Genomic DNA, 18987 nt, shown 5'->3' on the forward strand with positions numbered 1-18987 from the left:
GAGGATTGCTCTGCCGCCCGCAACCTTTGTCTGGCGGTCCGTCCTAGCGCTTATTGGCCTGCCGCAGCGACCGCTCGCGCTCCATCGCTGCCACCTGCTTGGGAAGGTTGGCCTGCGCGCAGGCTTCCGCCAGCCGCCGCCGCTCCTGCCAGGGCTCGACCACATTCATCCAGAGCTCGCGCGTTCCCATGATGGAGATGGCGAGGCCGAACGGGATCACGAAATAGAGAATGCGGAACACCAGCAGCGTCGCCAGAAGCTGCTCGCGGCCGAATTCGGGCAGCGCCACCAGCATGGCGGCATCGAACACGCCGATCGAGCCGGGAGCATGGCTGGCAAAGCCGATCAGGGTCGCCAGGATGAACACGACCGCCAGCGACATGAAGTCGATCGGCGGATTGGCCGGCATCAGGAGGTACATCGCCGTGGCGCAGAAGCCGAGATCGACCACGCCGATCAGGATCTGCACCAGCGTCAGTGGCGCCGACGGCAGCACCACCTTCCAGCCCTTCTGGCCGAGCTCGCGCCGCTTCTCGCCCATGCAGAGCCAGACCAGATAGGCGCCGATCGAGGCGAGGCCACCGAGCGCGATCAGGCGGTTGATCGACGACGGCAGCTGATCCATCGAGGAGGCCGCATCCGGGTGGATGGCCATGCCGATCGAGAGCACGAAGATGTTACCGAGCCAGAAGGTCAGGCCCGACAGGAAGCAGATCTTGGCGACGTCGATCGCGTTCAGCCCGTAATCCGAATAGATCCGGAAACGGATCGCGCCGCCGGTGAAGACCGTGGCGCCGATGTTGTGGCCGATCGAATAGGACGTGAAGCTGGAGAGCGCTGCGATGCGATAGGGCACGTGCTTCTTGCCGATCGTTCGCAGTGCAAAAAAGTCGTAGAAGGTCAGCGTACAGAACGCGAAGAAGACGCAGATCGCCGCCAAGCCGATACTCCCGCGGGGAATCTCGGTTAACGCGGTCAGGATCACGCTGGTATCGATACCTTTGAGGGTCCGCACCAGCGTCGTGATCGCGAAGGCGATGATGAACACGCTCGCGGCAATTCCGAGCCGGCGCCAGCCGATCCATCTCTTGAAGCCGCGTTTCAGCGCGGGCAGCAGTCCGTGCATTCATCCTCCCGGCGGGGGGCAAGACCGATCTGGCCAGACATTGTCCAGTCGGGTGCGATCGCGGCCAAAGATAGGCGTCGATCGCTCGGTATGATCCAGCTCATTTAAGGCAAAAACAGCGACTTGTGCAGCCCTTGACAAGGATAGGTTCTGCGCTGGATCTACCACTTTTGTCATACGCGGTTCACATCGGCCGCGCGTTAAGCATATGAGTCGTGAGGCCGGCGCGTCCGCAGGTCGACATGGTTTCAAATCCTTGCGCCGCTAGCGTTGTTCCAGCGCAAGCGGCGTGGGCTTTTTTGGAACGTCGATGTTGCGTGCCCGTTAGCGCCCCATCAGCAATCGAACATGGCGGAATATGCGGCTTTTCGTGCAGGCCGCCGCAGTCGTGTTCCCGAAACCGGAGAGGACCGGAACGATGGGACTGTTCACAAAAGACATCAAAACCATGAACGACCTGTTCGTGCACCAGCTGCAGGACATCTACTATGCGGAGCAGCAGCTCACCAAGGCGCTGCCGAAAATGGCAAGTAAGGCGACCGATCCGCAGTTGAAGCAGGGCTTTTTGACGCACCTCGAGGAAACGAAGCAGCACGTCGCTCGGCTCGAGGAGGTCTTCAAGATGCATGGCGTGGCCGTGAAGGCGATCGACTGCCCGGCGATCGACGGCATTATCGAGGAAGCCGACGAGACCGCCGGCGAAGTTGCCGACAAGGCGGTGCTCGATGCCGCGCTGATCAATGCAGCGCAGGCCGCCGAACATTACGAGATCGTGCGCTACGGCAGCCTGATCGCCTGGGCCAAGCAGCTCGGCCGCAACGACTGCGCCAGCGTGCTCGCCAAGACGCTGGAAGAGGAGAAGGCGACGGACAAGAAGCTGACGACGCTGGCCGAGAGCAAGGTGAATTTGCGCGCGGCGAGCTGAGGTAAGCCGGAAACATGGAAGCGCCGCGCGGTGACCCGCGCGGCGCTTCCATGACGTGCAGCCATCATTCGGTCATTGTCGAAACATGACAGAAGGCCGAAGCGTAATGTGTCGCATGGGGCTGCAATCGAGGTGGCAGCATGCGAGCCGATTCCATCAAATATGAAACCTTCGACGACAGAGCCGGCGCGGCGCATGCCGGCTCGCGCCTTGCGACCTCGCTGACACTGGCTGCGATGAGCCTCGGCTATGGCGTGGTGCAGCTCGACGTCACCATCGTCAACACCGCGCTCGATGCGATGGGCCGGACGCTCGGCGGTGGCGTCGCCGAGTTGCAATGGGTGGTCAGCGCCTACACCATCGCGTTTGCCGCCTTCATCCTGACAGCCGGCGCGCTCGGCGACCGCATCGGCGCCAAGCGCGTCTTCATGGCGGGGTTCGCCATCTTCACCGCGGCCTCGCTCGCCTGCGCATTGTCGCCTAACGCAATCGTGCTGATCGCAGCGCGGCTGGTCCAGGGCCTGGCGGCGGCGATCCTGGTGCCGAATTCGCTGGCGCTGCTCAATCACGCCTACGCCGACGATCGGGCGCGCGGCCGCGCCGTCGCGGTCTGGGCCGCCGGCGCGAGCGTCGCGCTCACCGCCGGCCCGTTTGTCGGCGGCGGCCTGATCACCCTGGTCGGATGGCGCTCGATCTTTCTGGTCAACCTTCCGATCGGGCTTGCCGGCCTGTGGCTGACCTGGCGCTATGCCGGCGAGACCACGCGCGCGCCCTCGCGCGAGATCGATCTGCCGGGCCAGCTGGCCGCGATCGGCGCGCTGGGCGCACTGGCCGGCGCGATCATCGAAGGCGGCGGGCTCGGCTGGGGGCATTCCGCCGTGATCGGCGCCTTTGCCGCCGCGGCTGTCCTCGGCGTTCTGTTCGTGTGGCGGGAGAGCCGCGCACACCAGCCGATGCTGCCTTTGTCGCTGTTCAGCCACCGGCTGTTCGCATTGACCTCGCTGGTCGGCCTGCTCGTGAACGTCGCGATCTATGGCCTGATCTTCGTGCTCAGCCTGTATTTCCAGAGGATCAACGGGCTGTCGGCGTGGTGGACCGGGCTTGCCTTCGTGCCGATGATGGCGGCGGCGCTGCCGGTCAATCTGCTGGCGCCGCACCTCGCCGAGCGCATCGGCCCGTGCCCGACCATCGTCGTCGGCGCCTGCATCTCGGCGCTCGGCTGTCTCGGGCTGCTGTGGATCGAGGCTGAAACGAGCTACTGGATGATCTGCGCGCAGATGATCGCGATCAGCGGCGGACTTGGGCTGCTGGTGCCGCCCCTGACCTCGACCCTGCTGGGCAGCGTCGAGAAGGCGCGCTCCGGCGTCGCGGCCGGCGTCCTGAACGCGACGCGGCAGACCGGCAGCGTACTCGGCGTCGCGCTGTTCGGTTCCCTGGTGGCCGCGGACAGCACATTTCTGACCGGATTGCATCTGTCGCTGGTCATCTCCGCGGCGGTCCTGCTGCTCGCTGCCGCCGTGATCGGGATCGGCGCGCCGGCGCGAGGATGATCAATCCGAGTGAATGAACACATCTTCCGTTCACCATCCCCGAAACAGCCGCGTAGCCGGTTACCGACTGTCCACTTCTGTCGGTTCAAGTGCGGGTGCATAGGGGCCGGCAATGTATCAAGTTCTCTTCTGTCTCACCGACGAGCATGATTGGCGACTTGTCGCGCTTGGCGGCGCGGTGTGTCTGCTCGCCAGCGCGGCGGCAATCAGCCTGTTTCACCGGGCACGCGCATCGCACGGCCGCGGACGTCTGGCCTGGATCGGCCTGGATGCCGTGGTCAGCGGATGCGGCATCTGGGCGACGCATTTCATTGCGATGCTCGCCTACGGGCCGGGCGGCGCCGGCGCCTACAACATTCCGGTGACGGTCCTTTCGTTGATTTTCGCGATCTCCGTGACCTTCGTGGGCTTGAGCATTGCGGTGTCGTCCTCGCGAGTGGCGTGGATCGTCCTCGGCGGTGTCATCGTCGGCACGGGTGTCGCAGCGATGCATTACACCGGCATGGCGGCGCTGGAGATGCCGGCACGCCTGGACTGGGTCGGCAGCACGGTTGCCGTATCAGTGCTGCTCGGAATTGTCTTTGCCGCCCTGGCGCTGTTCGTCGCCGCACGAGGCGACGACCTCTCCCATGCGCTGACGGCGACGGTCCTGCTGACGGTCGCCATCGTCGCGCATCACTTCACCGCGATGGGCGCGGTGCTGCTGACGCCGGACCCGACGCTCGCGATCAGCGGGTTGTCGATCCCGGCGGCGTCGATGTCCTTCCTCACCGCGAGCGCAGCGGTCGCAATCATCGCGATTGCACTGGCTGCCGCGGTGCTCGACCGCCGCGCCAAGGGCGAACTCGGACGCCAGCAGATCGTGCTGGACACCGCGCTCGAGAACATGTCGCAAGGGCTCTGCATGTTCGACGCGGACGGCAAGATCATCCTGTTCAACGAGCGCTATGCCGCGATGCTTCGTCGCACCGACATGCCGCTCGCCGGCCGCCGCCTGGTCGAGGTGCTGCGGGAGGAGCAGGCCAAGGGCCAGTGGCAAGGCAACGCGGACGAGTTCTTCGCGCGCCTCGTGGCGGATGCGCGGGAAGGGCGCACCACGACCGACGTGGTCAACCGGTTCGGCCGCTCCATCCGGGTCGTCAACCAGCCGATGCAGGGCGGTGGCTGGGTTGCGACCTTCGAGGACATCACCGAATGGCTGGAGGCACAGGCGAAGATCTCGCACATGGCGCGCCATGATGCGCTGACCAGTCTGCCGAACCGCGTGCTATTCCACGAGCAGCTCGAGCAGGGACTACGCCGGACGCAGTCGGGCGATCAGCTTGCGGTGCTCTGCCTCGATCTCGATCATTTCAAGGACATCAACGACTCCCTCGGCCATCCCATCGGCGATGCGTTGCTCAAGGAGGTCGGCCGCAGGCTCAAGGCCGCCGTCGGCGAGAGCGATACGGTGGCTCGGCTGGGTGGCGACGAGTTCGCCGTGGTCCAGATCGGGCGCTCGGAGGAAGCTGCCGCAAGGTCCCTGGCAGGCCGCCTCGTCGAGGTGATCTCGGCGCCTTACGAGATCGACGATCATCAGATCGTCATCGGTGTCTCGATCGGCATCTCGCTGTCGCCGCAGGACAGCGACAATCCGGACGAGCTGCTGAAGAATGCCGACCTCGCGCTGTACCGCGCCAAGGCGGACGGCCGCGGCACCTATCGCTTCTTCGAGACCGGCATGGATGCGCGTGCGCAGGCGCGGCGCCTCTTGGAAATGGATCTTCGCGCGGCGCTGCAACGTGACGAGTTCGAGGCGTATTATCAGCCGATCCGTGACGTCGCGAGCGGTCGCGTCGTCGCCTTCGAGGCGCTGCTGCGCTGGAACCACCCGCAGCGCGGGCTGATCGCGCCCATCAGCTTCATTCCGGTGGCCGAGGAGACCGGACTCATCGTTCAGCTCGGCGAGTTCGTGCTGCGCTCCGCCTGCGCCGACGCGGCCACCTGGCCCGGCGATGTCGACGTCGCCGTCAACCTGTCGCCGGTGCAGTTCAAGAACCCGAACCTGATAGCATCCGTGACCGAGGCGCTGACCGCCTCCGGGCTCGACGCGCGTCGTCTCGAACTCGAGATCACCGAATCCGTGCTGCTCCAGAACAGCGAGGCGACGCTGACCACGCTGCACGAGCTGCGCGCGATGGGCGTGCGGATCTCGCTCGACGATTTCGGCACCGGCTATTCTTCGCTGAGCTATCTGCGCAGCTTCCCATTCGACAAGATCAAGATCGACCGCTCCTTCGTGTCGGAACTGGCGACGCGCGAGGATTCCATGGCGATCATTCGCGCGGTGACCGGCCTTGGCCGCAGCCTCGGTATCGTCACCACCGCGGAAGGCGTCGAGAACGACGCGCAGCTCGAGCTGCTCAGGCGCGAGGGCTGCACCCAGGCGCAGGGCTATCTGTTCAGCAAGCCGCGGCCTGCCTCCGATGTCGCGATCATGCTGGAGCGACCGCGACTGCGCGCGTCGGCGTAGAAAGTCAGCCGCGGCGCAGCGCGAAATGCGCGCCGCAGAATGCCATCACGGCACCGAGGCACAGCGCGGCAAGGCCGGCGAGCACGCCCGAGACGGTCGGGATCGGGCTCGGCGCCGAGGCCGCTTGCCCGGCGCCCGCGAGCAGCAGCACGCCGACCGCGATCAGGAACTGGCGCATCCGGTGCGGGATCTGGCCGGAGACGGCGCTCTGCATCAACGTCGCCGTGAAATAGCCGCCGGAAAAGCCGACGGTTGCGATCAGCCACCAAGCGATCGCCGCGCCCGCCGGGATGAACTCATGCGTGTCGGACCGCCAGAGGCCGCCGAGGTCGAGCCCGTAGCGCGCGCCCAGCATGTGGACCGCGAGCGCAAGCAGCACGCCGGAGATCACGGCGGCGCCGAGAATCAGGCGGCGCGGAAAAAATGTCGTCTCAGCCATGCCCCGCTTGTAGGATGGGCGAGGGCGATCGCGCAAGCGGATCGCTAACCGGATTGCGTGGACGGGATCGATCGGGAAGATGCAGGTTTCGGGAGCTGAGGCTGCGTCGGTCACGAGCTATGCCTACAAGGCGTCGCTGATCGGATCGGCGCATCGCTTCGAGCTGACGGAGGAGGGGCTTGCCTGGCACATCGCCGGCCGCTCCGGCCTGTGGCGTTACGACGAGATTTCGGCGATCCGGCTGTCGTTTCGCCCGGTGTCGATGCAGCAGCACCGCTTTCGCGCCGATATCAGCCATACCAACGGCGGCCGCATCGCGATCCTGTCGACGAGCTGGCAGACCGCGGCGCTGATGGCGCCGCAGGACAACGGCTTTCGCGATTTCCTGATTGCGCTGCATGCGCGGATGGCGAAGGCGGACAGTCGCGCGACGCTGACTGCGGGCCTCGGCCGCAGGACCTATGCCGCGATGCTGGCCTTCCTGGCGGTGCTGGCGGTGGCGATGGCGGGCTTATTGATCCGAGCGCTGATGATCGGCGAGTTCGCCGGCGCGCTGTTCATCGTCGGCTTTGCCGCCTTGTTTGTCTGGCAGGTCGGCGGCTTCGTGCGGCGCAACCAGCCGCGAAGCTACAGCTTCGATCGCGTGCCCCGATCGGTGCTGCCATAGACCGATCGCTACTCCGTCGAATCAAAATCCTCTTCCTTGGTGCCGAGCAGCGACACGATCGTGCGCAGGCCGGAATCGAGCTGCTCGAACGAGGGCGGGGCGAGGGCGAGACGCACCGCGTTCGGCGCGTGACCATGCGCAATTGCGAAGGTCGAGGACGGCGTCAGCGCGATGCCGCGCCGGGCTGCAGCTGCGACGAATGTCTGCGAACGCCAATGCGGCGGCAGCGTGAGCCAGAGATGATAGGAGCGTGGATCGGCCGCGAGCTGGTAACCGGCCAGCAGCCTCGCTGCGGTCTGCTGGCGGCGCGTGGCATCGATCCGTTTCAGCCGTGTGAGCTCGGCGACGGTGCCATCGGCCATCAGCCGCTGCCCGGCCGCGAGCGCGTGACCGGAGGCGATCCAGCCGCCGGTGCGGACCGCGCTCATCACGCTTTCGCGCAGATGCGGCGGCGCGACGAGGATGCCGAGCGCAAGGCCGGGTGCGACCTTCTTGGACAGGCTGTCGAGCACGATGCAGCGGTCCGGCCCGAGCGCTGCCAGCGGCGTGTCGTCGGCGAGGAAGCCGTAGACGGTGTCCTCGATGATGGTGAGATCGAGCTTTTCGGCGACGCGCATGATGTCGGCGCGCCGCGTCGCGTTCATGGTGACGCCGAGCGGATTCTGGATGATGGGCTGGAGATACAGCGCCGACAGGTGGGCCTCGCGATGCGCCTTCTGGATGGCGTCGGGCCGCGCACCATGCTCGTCCATCGGAATCGGGACCAGCGTCACGCCGAGCCGCGCCGCGATGCTCTTGACGTAAGGATAGGTCAGCGCCTCGACGCCGCAGCGGCCGCCGGTGGGAACGAGTGCTGCGAGCGCGGCCGCGAGCGATTGCTTGCCATTGGCGGTGAAGACGATCTGCTCGGCCTGCGGCGCGAAGTCCTTGCGCGCGAGGTAGGCGGCGGCCGCAACGCGCGCGCTCTTGGTGCCGGTGCTGGTCGAGACGCGCAACGCGGATTCGAGCGCGTCGACGCGCTCCAGTCCGGCAAGGCTCTTGGCGATCATCGCCCATTGCTGCGGCAGGAGCGGGTAATTGACCTCGAAATTGATGCGCGCGTCGGCCGGTTCGCTGATCGTCTCGACCTCGCGCCGGATGTCGCCGGAGATGAAGGTGCCGCGGCCGACCTCGCCGACCACGAGACCGCGGCGGAGCAACTCCGTATAGACCCGGCTCGCGGTCGAGACTGCGATGCCGCGGTCATAGGCAAAATTGCGCTGCGGCGGCAGCCGGTCGCCGGCCCTTAACGTGCCGTTAGTGATATCGGCCGCAATGGCATCGGCAAGCTTCACGTACTCGAACTTGGACATTATTGCACCGAGAGCAATGTTTTACTTGCTCCGAGCAGTGTACTGGAGCATTTAAGTTCCATCAAGTTCCGCGATTGAGCCGAGGGGTGCGAGAGCAATCCGATGGCAAATGAGGTGCAGGCGCCGACAGCGTCCGCGCCAACGGCACCTGCTGCGCCGCGCGGGACGTACGCCGGAGAAGAAGAATGACCACGATCTCGCAAACTGCCGGGCGGAGTTTACGCCCATCCTCATCGGGCGGATTTTTCAGCACGCTCGCCAACGCTGCCTATTCGCTGTTCGACCGCCTGGAGCGCCGCTCTGCCATCAAGACGCTGAGCGAGCTCGACGACCGCGCCCTGCGCGACATCGGGATCAATCGCAGTCAGATCGAGGACGCGGTCTACGGGCAGGTGAAAACCGAGCTGACGCGGTATCTGTGAGACGAGGACGTCATGGCCGGGCTTGTACGGCGATCCACGCGTAACCGCGTGGGAGAAGAGGCGTGGATGCCCGAGACATGTCCGGGCATGACGATGTTGCGATAAGCGCACATTGTCTCCGCACAGTCATTGCGAGCGCAGCGAAGCAATCCAGAGTCTTTCCGCGGAACATTTCTGGATTGCTTCGCTGCGCTCGCGATGACGGAGTTTGCGGCCCTCAGTGCCTGACCACCAGCACCGAGCACTTGGCGTAGCGCACGACATGCCCGGCATTGGAGCCCAGGAAATAGGTGCGCATCGCCGGCCGGTGCGAGGTCATCACGATCAGGTCGGCCTTCATGTGCGCGGCCTCCTCGAGGATCTCGTGGTAGATGCCGCCCTGGCGCACCACGCTCGAGATGCGGGAAGCCTCGATGCCGGATTCGCGTGCGACGATGGCGAGCGCTTCTTCCGAGGTCTGGCGCTGCTGCTCGTCGAAATCGGCCGGCACGTATTCGGCCAGCATCACCGGCGTCATCGGCAGCACGTTGAGCAGGCGCACGGCGCCGCTCCAGGTTTGCGACAGCGTTGCCGCGGTCGCGATCGCCGGCTTTGCCAGGTCGGTGTCGGCGAGGTCGATGGGCACGAGGATGGACTTGAACATCTGCGCCTCCAAATCTTCAGCACCTCTTGATCGCGCTGGATCAATCGGAGAGAGACGGCGCCCGCGCGTCTCAACCCGATCGAAGCAGCTTGGGGCTGACGAACAGCACCAGTTTGCCGCGGCGGTACGCCACGTGACCCCAATCCTTGACGTCAAAGTCGAAGACCGCAAGCCCCGCCGTGGGCAGGTTGTGGGCAAGCGCCTTGGCACCGGCCCGATCGCCGCCGCCCATCAGCATCAGCGCGACCTCGTGCATGCCGGGATTGTGGCCGATCAGCAGCAATCGCCTGGGATCGGCGGGAATCGTTGCAGTGCGAATGGACTCCAGGATCTGCGCGGGATCGGCGCCGTAGAGTTCCGGCAGGACTTCAACCTGCGGCGCCGCGACACGGTCCTCCATCGCCTCCCAGGCGATGTCCCAGGTCTGCCGGGCCCGGACGGCGTGCGACACCAGCACGGCATCGGGGAAGGGCGGATGGGTGGCGATCCAGTCGCCCATCTGCGCAGCATCCTTGTGGCCGCGGTCGTCGAGGCGGCGATCCTGGTCACGGCCGCTTGGCGCGTCCGTCTCGGTCTTGGCGTGACGCAGCAGCATCAAACGGCGCATGGCATTCTCGAATCGTTACGCGTCCAGGAGGATAATCTACAGGCGCGGGTTGAGGACAAGGTGACAAGCGCCCGCTCGGTCTATTTAAGTTGTTGTTTCGAGCATGATCCTTCGGAAAACCGCTGCACACTTTTCCGGATCATGCTCTAAGAAAACGATATGAGCGAGACTTTCACAAGCGTGTCCCAGGAAGAAGCCGGCTTTCGCGACCGCGTGCGGCTGTCGTTTGATCTCGACGCCGACATCTGCGTCATCGGTGCGGGGCTTGCCGGGCTCTCCATCGCGCTGGAGGCGGCCCGGCTAGGCGCCAGCGTCGCCGTGCTCGAGGGCCGCCATGTCGGCTGGAATGCCTCCGGCAATCAGTTCGGCACCGTGATGCCGGGCTTTGCATTGCCGCTCGCGGATCTGATCGAGCGCATCGGCTTCGAGGACGCGCGCGAGCTGTGGACGTTGTCGAAGGAAGGCGCCGAGTTCGTCCGGGCCAACGCCGCGGAAGAGAACATGCCGGGGATCGGCCTCAGCGACGGTGTGCTGGAAGTCTCCAACGTCGATGCCGGCGATCGCCTGATCAGCCGCTTGCAGATGCTGAACGAGGATTTCGACACCGAGGTCGCGGGCTGGCAGGCCGATCGCGTCCGCGCGGTGCTCAAGACCGACCGCTACTTCCACGGCGTGTATTATCCGAGGGCGTTCCAGGTCGACGGCCGCAAATATGTGCATGGCCTTGCGGCGCTGGCGCGGCGCGCGGGTGCCCGCATCTTCGAGGATACGCCGGTCGTCAGCATCGATCATTCCGGCATTCGCAAGCGCATCGTGACGCCGTCGGCGCGGCTGCGCGCGACCCACATCGTGCTCGCCGGCAACATCCATCTCGGCGCGCCCCTGAGGCGCTTGTCGGAAACGCTGCTGCCGGTCTGGCGCTATGCCGGCATCACCGCGCCGCTCGGCGAGCGCCTGCACGAGATCATCGGCTTCAAGGGATCGGTGATGGATTCCGACGGCGTCGACCATTTCCGGATCGTCGACGGCGACCGGCTGATGTGGGAAAGCCCGGAGACCACATGGGCCGCGCGTCCGCAGCGCTTTGCCGGCCTGGTCAAGCGGCGGATCCGCACGATCTTCCCACAGCTCGGCGATGTCGGGATCACCGACATGTTCGGCGGCGCCACCGGGCAGACCGTGCACGGCATGCCGCAGATCGGGCAGTTGCGCAAAGGCCTGTGGGTGGCGAGCGGGTTCGGCCGCCAGGGCATGAACACCTCGGCCATGGCCGGGCAGCTGATCGCGCGCAGCATCTTGTGGGGCGACGAGCGCTGGCGGCTGTTCTCGCCGTTCGAGCTGGTCTGGGCGGGCGGCGCGACCGGACGTGTCGCCGGCCAGCTGGTCGGAATCTGGGGCAGGGCGAGTTCCGCCGCCGCCGGATCGCTGGCGCGCTACCGCGAGCGGGCGCGGGCCAAGGACCGGGAACGCGAGGCGCGTCTCGCCGAAGCCAACCGGGCCGCCGGCACCGGTCCCCGCCGCCCGCCGTCCGACGTCAGGCCGCGGCCAGCCTCACCACCGGAACCACGTCCGGCCGAGAGCGCGGAACCGGCCGCCCGCGAGCGCAGCGTCTCGCAATAAGCCCGAGAAAAATCCCGCCAGGAAGTGTAACGTCGGCCGTTAGAGCCCGTACCTCAGGGCGTGGACTTCCCGCGCACGGAGAATGAGATGTTTGACCGCCGCATCCTGTTGACCACTGTCGCCGGCCTGTTCGGCCTTTCGGCTTTCCGCTGGCTGAGAACAACTCCGGCCGAAGCAGGCGAGAAGGCCGCGGAGAAGTTCGAGATCGTGAAGACGGAGGCCGAGTGGCGTGCCCAGCTCACGCCGCAGCAATATGAGATCCTGCGCAATCACGGCACCGAGCGGCCCGGCTCGAGCCCGCTGCTCAAGGAGCACCGCAAGGGCATCTTCGCCTGCGCCGGCTGCGACCTGCCGCTGTTCGCGTCCGACACCAAGTTCGAGAGTGGCACGGGCTGGCCGAGCTTCTATGCGCCGATCGAGGGCAATGTCGGCAGGACCGAGGACCGCACCTACGGCATGGTGCGCACCGAGGTGCATTGCCGGCGCTGCGGCGGCCATCTCGGCCACGTCTTCGACGACGGGCCGAAGCCGACTGGACTGCGCTACTGCATCGACGGTTTCGGGCTGGTTTTCCATCCAGCGGCGGCATCGGCGACGTAGTGAGTTGAAGTGTCATTCCGGGGCGATGCGTCAGCATCGAACCCGGAATCTCGAGGTTCCGGGTTCGGTCCTTGCGGACCGCCCCGGAACGACGGGATGGCCCGGCAATTGTTGCCGGCCCGGCAATTGTGCCCCGGTCATCCGACCGGGGCATGTCTATTCAAGTCATTGATTTTCTGAAGATACCCGCATTGGCATGGCCCTTGCGACTGTCTCTTCCGATTGCGGCCACCGGTCGGCGCCGCCGAGATCGGATTTGGAGACAAAGTTATGGGTATCTTCGATGCAATGAACACCTCGGTGGGTGGCTTGCAGGCGCAGTCCTTCGCGCTTCAGAACATTTCCGGCAACATCGCGAACTCATCCACCACCGGTTACAAGGGCATCGGGACCAGCTTCGTCGACCTCATTCCCGACTCCTCCGTGCCGAGCAAGCAGGTCGCAGGCGGCGTGACGGCCAACGCCAAGGCCACCATCACGACCCAGGGCACGATCTCGGCCTCCAGCGTCGCCACCAACATGGCGATCACCGGCGACGGCTTCTTCGCGGTGCAGAAGGCGAGCGGCGTCGTCGACAACGTGCCGGTTTTCAACGGCGTCACCTATTATACGCGGCGCGGCGACTTCCAGGTCAACGCCAACGGCAATCTGGTCAACGGCGCCGGCTACTATCTGATGGGTGTCGCGGTCGACCCCAAGACCGGCAATCCGACCGGCAGCGTGCCGACGGTGCTGCAATTCCAGAACAACTTCATCCCGGCGCAGGCGACGACGTCGATCCAGTACGCGGCGAACCTGCCGACGCAGCCGAACACGGTGGCGGCCTCGACCGCGGCGAGCGGCACGCTGCTGGCAGCCGGCGGCCTGAACCCGTCCGACTTCTCCGCCAATCCGCTGCCGGTCGGCACGCCGCCCGCGCCCTATGCCAACGCGAAGGTATCCGGCGCAGCCGCCACCGGCAACCTCCGCTCGGCCTATTCCTCGACGACGGCGACAGGCTCGGTTGCACTCCTGAACACTTCCTCGTCGGTGGCCGTCGCCACCACGTCCCTCGATAGCGCCACGACCCCGCATCTCGCCAACAACATCCTCACCGCGCTGGCCGGCCAGACGCTGGTGGTCAATGGTCACAATATCGTCTTCGACAACAGCACTGCGGTCACGCCCGACGGCACCGGCGGCACCGCGATCGGTCTCGGCAGCGGCACCACCGCAACGGTGTCGAGTATCCTGAACGCGATCCAGACCGCCGGCGGCGCCGGCGTTACCGCGTCGGTCAATGCCAGCGGCAACATCGTGATCTCGACCGGCACGGGCACCGACGTCACCATCGGCAGCGGTACCGCAGCAACCGCGCTCGGTATTGGCACCGTAACGCGCGGCGGCAACGTGCTGTCGACGCCCCCGATCACGGCCAACACCGTCCTGAGCGGCACCGCGACGGCCGGCAACGCCGAGGTGCTCTCGTCGGGCTTCGCGGCCGGCAATACCATCACCGTCAACAGCCAGACCTTGACGTTCGTGGCTCCGCCTACCGTTCCCGCCGCCAATGAGATCCTCACCACCGACACCGTCGCAGGCCTGCTCGCCAAGATCGACCAGCTCGCCGGCGCCTCCGGCTCCTCGGTCAGCGCTAGCGGCGTCATCACGCTGAACACCGGCACCGCGTCCAACCTGTCGGTGTCCAGCTCCAACGCCGCCGCCTTTGCCGCGCTCGGCTTCACCTCGACCGTCACCAAGAACCGCGACGGCGGCGGCACCGCTGGCACCGGCACCGTGATCGGCAACGACATCGCCACCTTCACCAAGGAATCGATCAGCGGCGGCGCGGTCACGGCCTACAACGCTTCCGGCACGCCGGTGAACCTGCAGCTGCGCTGGGCCAAGACCGACAGCGCATCGCTTGGCGCCGGCCATACCGATAGCTGGAACCTGTTCTACCAGACCGATCCGAACGCGACCGGCACGACGGTCGGCTGGGTCAATACAGGCCAGACTTTCACCTTTGCCGCCGACGGCTCGCTCACCTCGCCGAGCGGCTCGGGCATCACCATCAACAACGTCAACGTCAGCGGTCAATCGCTCGGCTCGGTCGCCTTCAACATCTCCTCGGGCGGGTTGACGCAATATGCGAGCACCAGCGGTGCGGTGACCATCAACACCATCACCCAGAACGGCTACTCCGCAGGTCAGCTCCGCTCGGTCGCCGTCAGCAACAACGGCCTGGTGGTCGGGACCTTCTCCAACGGCCAGAACCTCAACCTCGCGGCGGTGACGCTGTCGCACTTCAACGGCACCAACTACCTCAAGGCGCTCGACGGCGGCGCCTATGCCGTGACCGACCAGTCCGGTCCCGCGATCGCCGGCGCCTCCGGCACCATCAGCGGTTCGTCGCTGGAAGGATCCAACACCGACATCGCCGACGAGTTCACCAAGCTGATCGTGACCCAGCAGGCCTACTCGGCCAACACCAAGGTGATCACGACCGCGAATTCGATGGTGCAGGACCTCTTGAACGTGTTGCGCTGATCGGCGCGTGACGTAACCAAAGGCGGCAAGTAACATGGGTTTGAGTTCAGCCCTCGCCAGTGCGATGAGCGGCCTGCGTGCCAACCAGGCCGCGCTCTCGATCGTCTCCTCGAACGTCGCCAACTCGCAGACGCCGGGTTACGTCGTCCAGACGCCGAACCAGATCGAGGTCACCACCGGTGACTTCGGCTCGACGGCGATGACGACCGGCGTCAGCCGTGAGCTCGACGCCTATGTGCTGAACCAGCTGCGTACCGAGACCGGCGGCAGCGGTTACGCCGACCAGATGGCCAACATCCTGAAGCAGCTTCAGAATGTCTATGGCACGCCGGGCAACGCCGGGACGCTCGAAAGCGCCCTGAACAAGTTCACCACGGCGCTCCAGGCGCTGTCGACGAGCTCCGGCTCATCGTCGGCGCAGACCGTTGCGCTGGGCGCGGCGCAGGCGCTGGCACAGCAGCTCAACGTCACCACCAAGGGCATCCAGTCGCTACGCTCCAATGTCGAGCAGGATCTCGGCACCTCGGCGCAGCAGGCCAACGCGGCGATGCAGAAGATCGCCGACATCAACACCAAGCTTCAGGGCCTCGCTTCGACGGACCCATCGGCCGCAACGCTCATGGACCAGCGAGACCAGGCGATCAACACGCTGTCGAAATATGTCGACGTCCGCGTCGTCACGGACGGCTCGAACCAGGCCAACATCTTCACCACCACCGGTGTCCAGCTCGTCGGAGCCGGGCTCGCCTCGCAATTCTCGTTCGCATCGGCCGGCGCGCTGTCGGCGACCTCGCTCTACAACATCGATCCGGCCAAGTCCGGCGTCGGTGCCTTCAACATCAGGCTGCCCAACGGTTCGTCGGTCGACGTGGTCGCCAACAACGTGGTCTCCTCCGGCCAGATCGCGGCCGACCTGAAGCTGCGCGACCAGACGCTGGTGCAGGCGCAGACCCAGATCGACCAGCTCGCCGCGGCGATGGCGAGCGCGCTCTCGGACAAGACCACGGCAGGCGGCGCGGTGTCCGGCCCGCCGGCCGGATTCGACGTCGACCTCGCCGGGGCGCAGCCCGGCAACACGGTCAACATCACCTATACCGACACGACGACCAACACGCAGCGCCAGATCACGCTCGTCAACGTGACCGATCCGGCGGCGCTGCCGCTCCAGAATGCCACCAACGCCAATCCGATGCGGGTGGGCGTCAACTTTTCCGGAGGCATGGGGGCCATCGCGTCCGCGCTCAACACCGCGCTCGCCGGCTCGCACGTGACGTTCTCCGCGGCGCCGTCGCCCGCGACCGCCACGACGCTGCGGATCACCGACGACGGCACGGGCCTCGGCAAGGTCAACTCGTCCTCGATCACCAAGACGATCTCGTCGCTGACGTCAGGCGGCCCGCAGCTGCCGGTGTTCACCGACGGCGGGCAGGCGCTCTACACCGGGGCGATCACGGCGTCGGGCTCGCAGATGACGGGCCTTGCCGGGCGCATCGCCGTGAACACGCAGCTGGTCAGCGATCCGACCAGGTTCTCGGTCTACAGCACTTCGCCGGTGACGCCCGCGGGCGACACCACGCGTTCCGACTATCTCTATTCCCAGCTCACCTCGGCGGTGTTCTCCTATTCGCCGCAGACCGGCCTCGGCTCGTCGAGCCAGCCCTTCACCGGCAGCGTTTCGAACTACCTCCAGCAGTTCCTGAGCGTCCAGGGCAATGCCGCGACGCAGGCGACCCAGCTCCAGCAGGGCCAGAGCGTGGTGGTCTCGACGCTCCAGGCCAAGTTCAACTCGACCTCCAGCGTCAACCTGGACTCGGAGATGTCGAACCTGATCCAGCTTCAGAATGCCTACGCCGCCAACGCGCATGTGATGTCGGTGGTGCAGACCATGATGAACACCTTGCTCCAGGCTCAAGTGTAACCAGTACAGGGCTTTGAAAGATGTCGATCAGCAGCATCAACTACTCATCGTCGGTTCTCGGCTCGCAGATCCGCAACATCAATCAGCAGCTTACCGACCTCTCGACGCAGCTCTCGACCGGCAAGCTGTCGCAGAACTATTCCGGCATGGGCACCAACGAGGGCTTTGCAATCGCCTCGCGCGCGCAGCTGTCCAACATCGCCGCCTATACCGACACGATCACCAACGTCAACGTCAACATCAACCTCGCCAATACCGCGCTGCAGTCGTTGACGACCATCCGCACCAACACACAGACCGGCTCGGCCAGCACGGCGCAGGATCTCAACGTCAACGGCCAGACGGTCGCGCAGAACACCGCCGCGGCCCAGTTCGGCTCGATGGTCGGCGTGCTGAACACGCAGTCCGGTAATCGCTATCTGTTCTCCGGCACCGCGTACAGCACTCAGCCGGTCGCCAACGCCGGCGACATCATCAATGGCACCACGACGCAAGCGGGCTTCAAGACCGTCATGGCGGAGCGCCAGGCTGCCGACCTCGGCGCCAACGGCATGGGACGGCTGGTGCAGACCCAGACGGCAGGCGTGATCAACGTCGCGGAAGATTCCGCGACGTCGCCGTTCGGGCTGAAGATCAAGGCAGTCTCCTCGACGCTGACGGGCGCAATCGTCACCGGCCCGAGCGGCTCGCCGGTGTCATTCTCGGTCGATCTCAACGGGACCAATCCAAGCAATGGCGACAAGCTGAGCATTCAGTTCACGTTGCCGGACGGCTCGACCGAGCAGATCGACTTGACCGCGTCCTCGGCTACGCCGACGCCCGCGGGCAGCTTCGCCATTGACGCGAGCGTCCCGGTCAACCCGGCGAACACCGCAACGAATCTCAATACGGCCTTGAACACTGCCATCAAGAAGCTTGCCAACACGTCGCTGGTGGCGGCCTCCGCCGTCACTGCGGGGGACAACTTCTTCAACACGGCAAGCTCGGCGACCGGGACGACGGCGGTCACCAATCAGCTCGCGCCGCCGGCCTCGAACATCGCCACGGGTGCGACGGCGCTGTCGGGCGCGAGTGGATCCGACTCGATCACGCCAGGCTTTTCCGCCGGCGACACCATCACCGTCAACGGCACCACGCTGACCTTCGTGAATTCGGGGGCGACCGGCAACCAGCTCAATGTCACCGACAGCATCCAGACGCTGATGAGCAAGATCGACCAGATCACGGGCACCTCCAAGCCGTCGACCATTCATGGCGGCGTGATCACGATTAATACCGACGATGCGGCCGCGCTGAACATCTCGAGCCCGAACGGCGCGGCGCTGACTTCGCTCGGCTTCCCCTCGTCACCCATCACCGCCACGCAGCCGCCGCTGCGCGTTGGCTCGTCGCCGGCGAGTTCGGCCACCACGCTGGTGAACGGCTTGGCCAACACGGTCAAATGGTACCAGGGCGACGACGGGCCGGGCTCGCCGCGGTCGACCGCGGTCGCGCGGGTCGACGATTCCATCACGGTGCAGTATGGCGCGCAGGCGAACGAGGACGCGATCCGCCGGCAGCTGCAGGCGGTTGCCGTGTTCGGCACGTTTTCGACGACCCCGGGCGGTCAGTATTCCGGCGGCCAGGTCTCGGCGCTGAGCCTGCGGGTGACGCAGGCGCTGACCCAGCAGCCCGGTCAGCAGCGCATCGAGGACATCCAGACCGACATCGCGATGGCCCAGAACACGATGAAGGACGCGACCACGCGCCAGACCCAGGCCAAGGCGCAGCTTCAGACCATCGTCGACCAGGCGGAATCGGCCTCGCCGGACCAGGTCGCGAGCGAGATCCTGGCGCTCCAGAACGCCCTCCAGGCGTCCTATCAGGTGACCTCGAAGCTGGCGCAGCTTTCGCTCGTCAAGTTCCTCTAAAGCATGATCCGGAAAAGTGCGCAGCGGTTTTCCGAAAAGATCATGCTCAAGCAACAACCTATGAGGATTCATCCTCATCTCATCGCGCTTTAGGCCGCGTTAAGACGCCGTTAACCACGTCTGTTTACCTCTTGGTGAGGATTTGGGCCTTGGGGTGGGCCTGGGGG

15 protein-coding genes are annotated in these 18987 nt (G+C 65.7%); 10 read left to right on the plus strand and 5 right to left on the minus strand.

Annotated features, from left to right (window positions below; all coding sequences use genetic code 11):
• Nucleotides 1–43: 43 nt before the first annotated feature.
• Nucleotides 44–1126: a lysylphosphatidylglycerol synthase transmembrane domain-containing protein gene (locus GPL20_RS33205; protein WP_157335867.1), complete on the minus strand. Its 1083-nt coding sequence runs from the start codon at nt 1124–1126 to the stop codon at nt 44–46.
• A 418-nt stretch (nt 1127–1544) separates the two neighbouring features.
• Here GPL20_RS33205 and GPL20_RS33210 point away from each other — a divergent pair, with 418 nt between their 5' ends.
• From GPL20_RS33210 to GPL20_RS33220, 3 genes are all read left to right on the plus strand, one after another.
• Nucleotides 1545–2051, plus strand: coding sequence for a YciE/YciF ferroxidase family protein (locus GPL20_RS33210; protein WP_157335869.1), 507 nt, complete (start codon nt 1545–1547; stop codon nt 2049–2051).
• A gap of 140 nt (nt 2052–2191) precedes the next feature.
• The gene (locus GPL20_RS33215) at nt 2192–3601 is read left to right on the plus strand and encodes an MFS transporter (protein WP_157335871.1); all 1410 of its coding nucleotides are present in this window, start codon (nt 2192–2194) and stop codon (nt 3599–3601) included.
• Nucleotides 3602–3713: 112 nt separating this feature from the next.
• Nucleotides 3714–6113, plus strand: a complete 2400-nt coding sequence (locus tag GPL20_RS33220) for a bifunctional diguanylate cyclase/phosphodiesterase (protein WP_157335873.1) — start codon at nt 3714–3716, stop codon at nt 6111–6113.
• 4 nt (nt 6114–6117) lie between these two features.
• Here the strand turns inward: GPL20_RS33220 and GPL20_RS33225 are convergent, their stop codons facing one another.
• Entirely contained in the window at nt 6118–6552 is a 435-nt protein-coding gene (locus GPL20_RS33225) for a hypothetical protein (protein WP_157335875.1), read from the minus strand.
• A 79-nt stretch (nt 6553–6631) separates the two neighbouring features.
• Between GPL20_RS33225 and GPL20_RS33230 the strand changes: the two genes are divergently transcribed.
• On the plus strand, nt 6632–7219 hold the full coding sequence (locus GPL20_RS33230; RefSeq protein ID WP_157335877.1) for a hypothetical protein: 588 nt from the start codon (nt 6632–6634) through the stop codon (nt 7217–7219).
• An 8-nt stretch (nt 7220–7227) separates the two neighbouring features.
• Here GPL20_RS33230 and GPL20_RS33235 read toward each other — a convergent pair whose 3' ends face one another.
• Nucleotides 7228–8571, minus strand: coding sequence for an aminotransferase-like domain-containing protein (locus GPL20_RS33235; RefSeq protein WP_157335879.1), 1344 nt, complete (start codon nt 8569–8571; stop codon nt 7228–7230).
• A 185-nt stretch (nt 8572–8756) separates the two neighbouring features.
• Here GPL20_RS33235 and GPL20_RS33240 point away from each other — a divergent pair, with 185 nt between their 5' ends.
• Nucleotides 8757–8993, plus strand: coding sequence for a DUF1127 domain-containing protein (locus tag GPL20_RS33240; RefSeq protein WP_157335881.1), 237 nt, complete (start codon nt 8757–8759; stop codon nt 8991–8993).
• A 217-nt stretch (nt 8994–9210) separates the two neighbouring features.
• Here GPL20_RS33240 and GPL20_RS33245 read toward each other — a convergent pair whose 3' ends face one another.
• Both GPL20_RS33245 and GPL20_RS33250 read right to left on the minus strand, forming a co-directional pair.
• Nucleotides 9211–9636: a universal stress protein gene (locus tag GPL20_RS33245; protein ID WP_157335882.1), complete on the minus strand. Its 426-nt coding sequence runs from the start codon at nt 9634–9636 to the stop codon at nt 9211–9213.
• A 70-nt stretch (nt 9637–9706) separates the two neighbouring features.
• Entirely contained in the window at nt 9707–10243 is a 537-nt protein-coding gene (locus tag GPL20_RS33250; RefSeq protein ID WP_157335883.1) for a SixA phosphatase family protein, read from the minus strand.
• A gap of 159 nt (nt 10244–10402) precedes the next feature.
• Between GPL20_RS33250 and GPL20_RS33255 the strand changes: the two genes are divergently transcribed.
• The 5 genes from GPL20_RS33255 to GPL20_RS33275 all read left to right on the plus strand — a co-directional run bounded on the left by GPL20_RS33255 (nt 10403) and on the right by GPL20_RS33275 (nt 18820).
• Nucleotides 10403–11863 (plus strand): NAD(P)/FAD-dependent oxidoreductase, encoded by a 1461-nt coding sequence (locus GPL20_RS33255; protein WP_157335884.1) that lies wholly within the window; start codon nt 10403–10405, stop codon nt 11861–11863.
• 87 nt (nt 11864–11950) lie between these two features.
• Nucleotides 11951–12463 (plus strand): peptide-methionine (R)-S-oxide reductase MsrB, encoded by a 513-nt coding sequence (msrB, locus tag GPL20_RS33260; RefSeq protein WP_157335885.1) that lies wholly within the window; start codon nt 11951–11953, stop codon nt 12461–12463.
• Between the two features lie 270 nt (nt 12464–12733).
• Complete coding sequence (locus GPL20_RS33265; protein ID WP_157335886.1) at nt 12734–14992, plus strand: flagellar hook-basal body complex protein; 2259 nt, start codon at nt 12734–12736, stop codon at nt 14990–14992.
• A 34-nt stretch (nt 14993–15026) separates the two neighbouring features.
• Complete coding sequence (gene flgK, locus GPL20_RS33270; protein ID WP_157335887.1) at nt 15027–16910, plus strand: flagellar hook-associated protein FlgK; 1884 nt, start codon at nt 15027–15029, stop codon at nt 16908–16910.
• Between the two features lie 20 nt (nt 16911–16930).
• Entirely contained in the window at nt 16931–18820 is a 1890-nt protein-coding gene (locus GPL20_RS33275) for a flagellar protein (protein ID WP_157335889.1), read from the plus strand.
• Nucleotides 18821–18987 lie beyond the last annotated feature (167 nt).

This window comes from Bradyrhizobium cajani, assembly GCF_009759665.1.
Lineage (GTDB): Bacteria > Pseudomonadota > Alphaproteobacteria > Rhizobiales > Xanthobacteraceae > Bradyrhizobium > Bradyrhizobium cajani.

Coding starts and splice junctions, on each gene's coding strand:
- GPL20_RS33205 (WP_157335867.1), bottom strand. CDS start 1,126: ATGCACGGACTGCTGCCCGCGCTGAAACGCGGCTTCAAGAGATGGATC.
- GPL20_RS33220 (WP_157335873.1), top strand. CDS start 3,714: ATGTATCAAGTTCTCTTCTGTCTCACCGACGAGCATGATTGGCGACTT.
- GPL20_RS33255 (WP_157335884.1), top strand. CDS start 10,403: ATGAGCGAGACTTTCACAAGCGTGTCCCAGGAAGAAGCCGGCTTTCGC.
- GPL20_RS33275 (WP_157335889.1), top strand. CDS start 16,931: ATGTCGATCAGCAGCATCAACTACTCATCGTCGGTTCTCGGCTCGCAG.
- GPL20_RS33250 (WP_157335883.1), bottom strand. CDS start 10,243: ATGCGCCGTTTGATGCTGCTGCGTCACGCCAAGACCGAGACGGACGCG.
- GPL20_RS33230 (WP_157335877.1), top strand. CDS start 6,632: ATGCAGGTTTCGGGAGCTGAGGCTGCGTCGGTCACGAGCTATGCCTAC.
- GPL20_RS33210 (WP_157335869.1), top strand. CDS start 1,545: ATGGGACTGTTCACAAAAGACATCAAAACCATGAACGACCTGTTCGTG.
- GPL20_RS33265 (WP_157335886.1), top strand. CDS start 12,734: ATGGGTATCTTCGATGCAATGAACACCTCGGTGGGTGGCTTGCAGGCG.
- GPL20_RS33245 (WP_157335882.1), bottom strand. CDS start 9,636: ATGTTCAAGTCCATCCTCGTGCCCATCGACCTCGCCGACACCGACCTG.
- msrB (WP_157335885.1), top strand. CDS start 11,951: ATGTTTGACCGCCGCATCCTGTTGACCACTGTCGCCGGCCTGTTCGGC.
- GPL20_RS33225 (WP_157335875.1), bottom strand. CDS start 6,552: ATGGCTGAGACGACATTTTTTCCGCGCCGCCTGATTCTCGGCGCCGCC.
- flgK (WP_157335887.1), top strand. CDS start 15,027: ATGGGTTTGAGTTCAGCCCTCGCCAGTGCGATGAGCGGCCTGCGTGCC.
- GPL20_RS33215 (WP_157335871.1), top strand. CDS start 2,192: ATGCGAGCCGATTCCATCAAATATGAAACCTTCGACGACAGAGCCGGC.
- GPL20_RS33240 (WP_157335881.1), top strand. CDS start 8,757: ATGACCACGATCTCGCAAACTGCCGGGCGGAGTTTACGCCCATCCTCA.
- GPL20_RS33235 (WP_157335879.1), bottom strand. CDS start 8,571: ATGTCCAAGTTCGAGTACGTGAAGCTTGCCGATGCCATTGCGGCCGAT.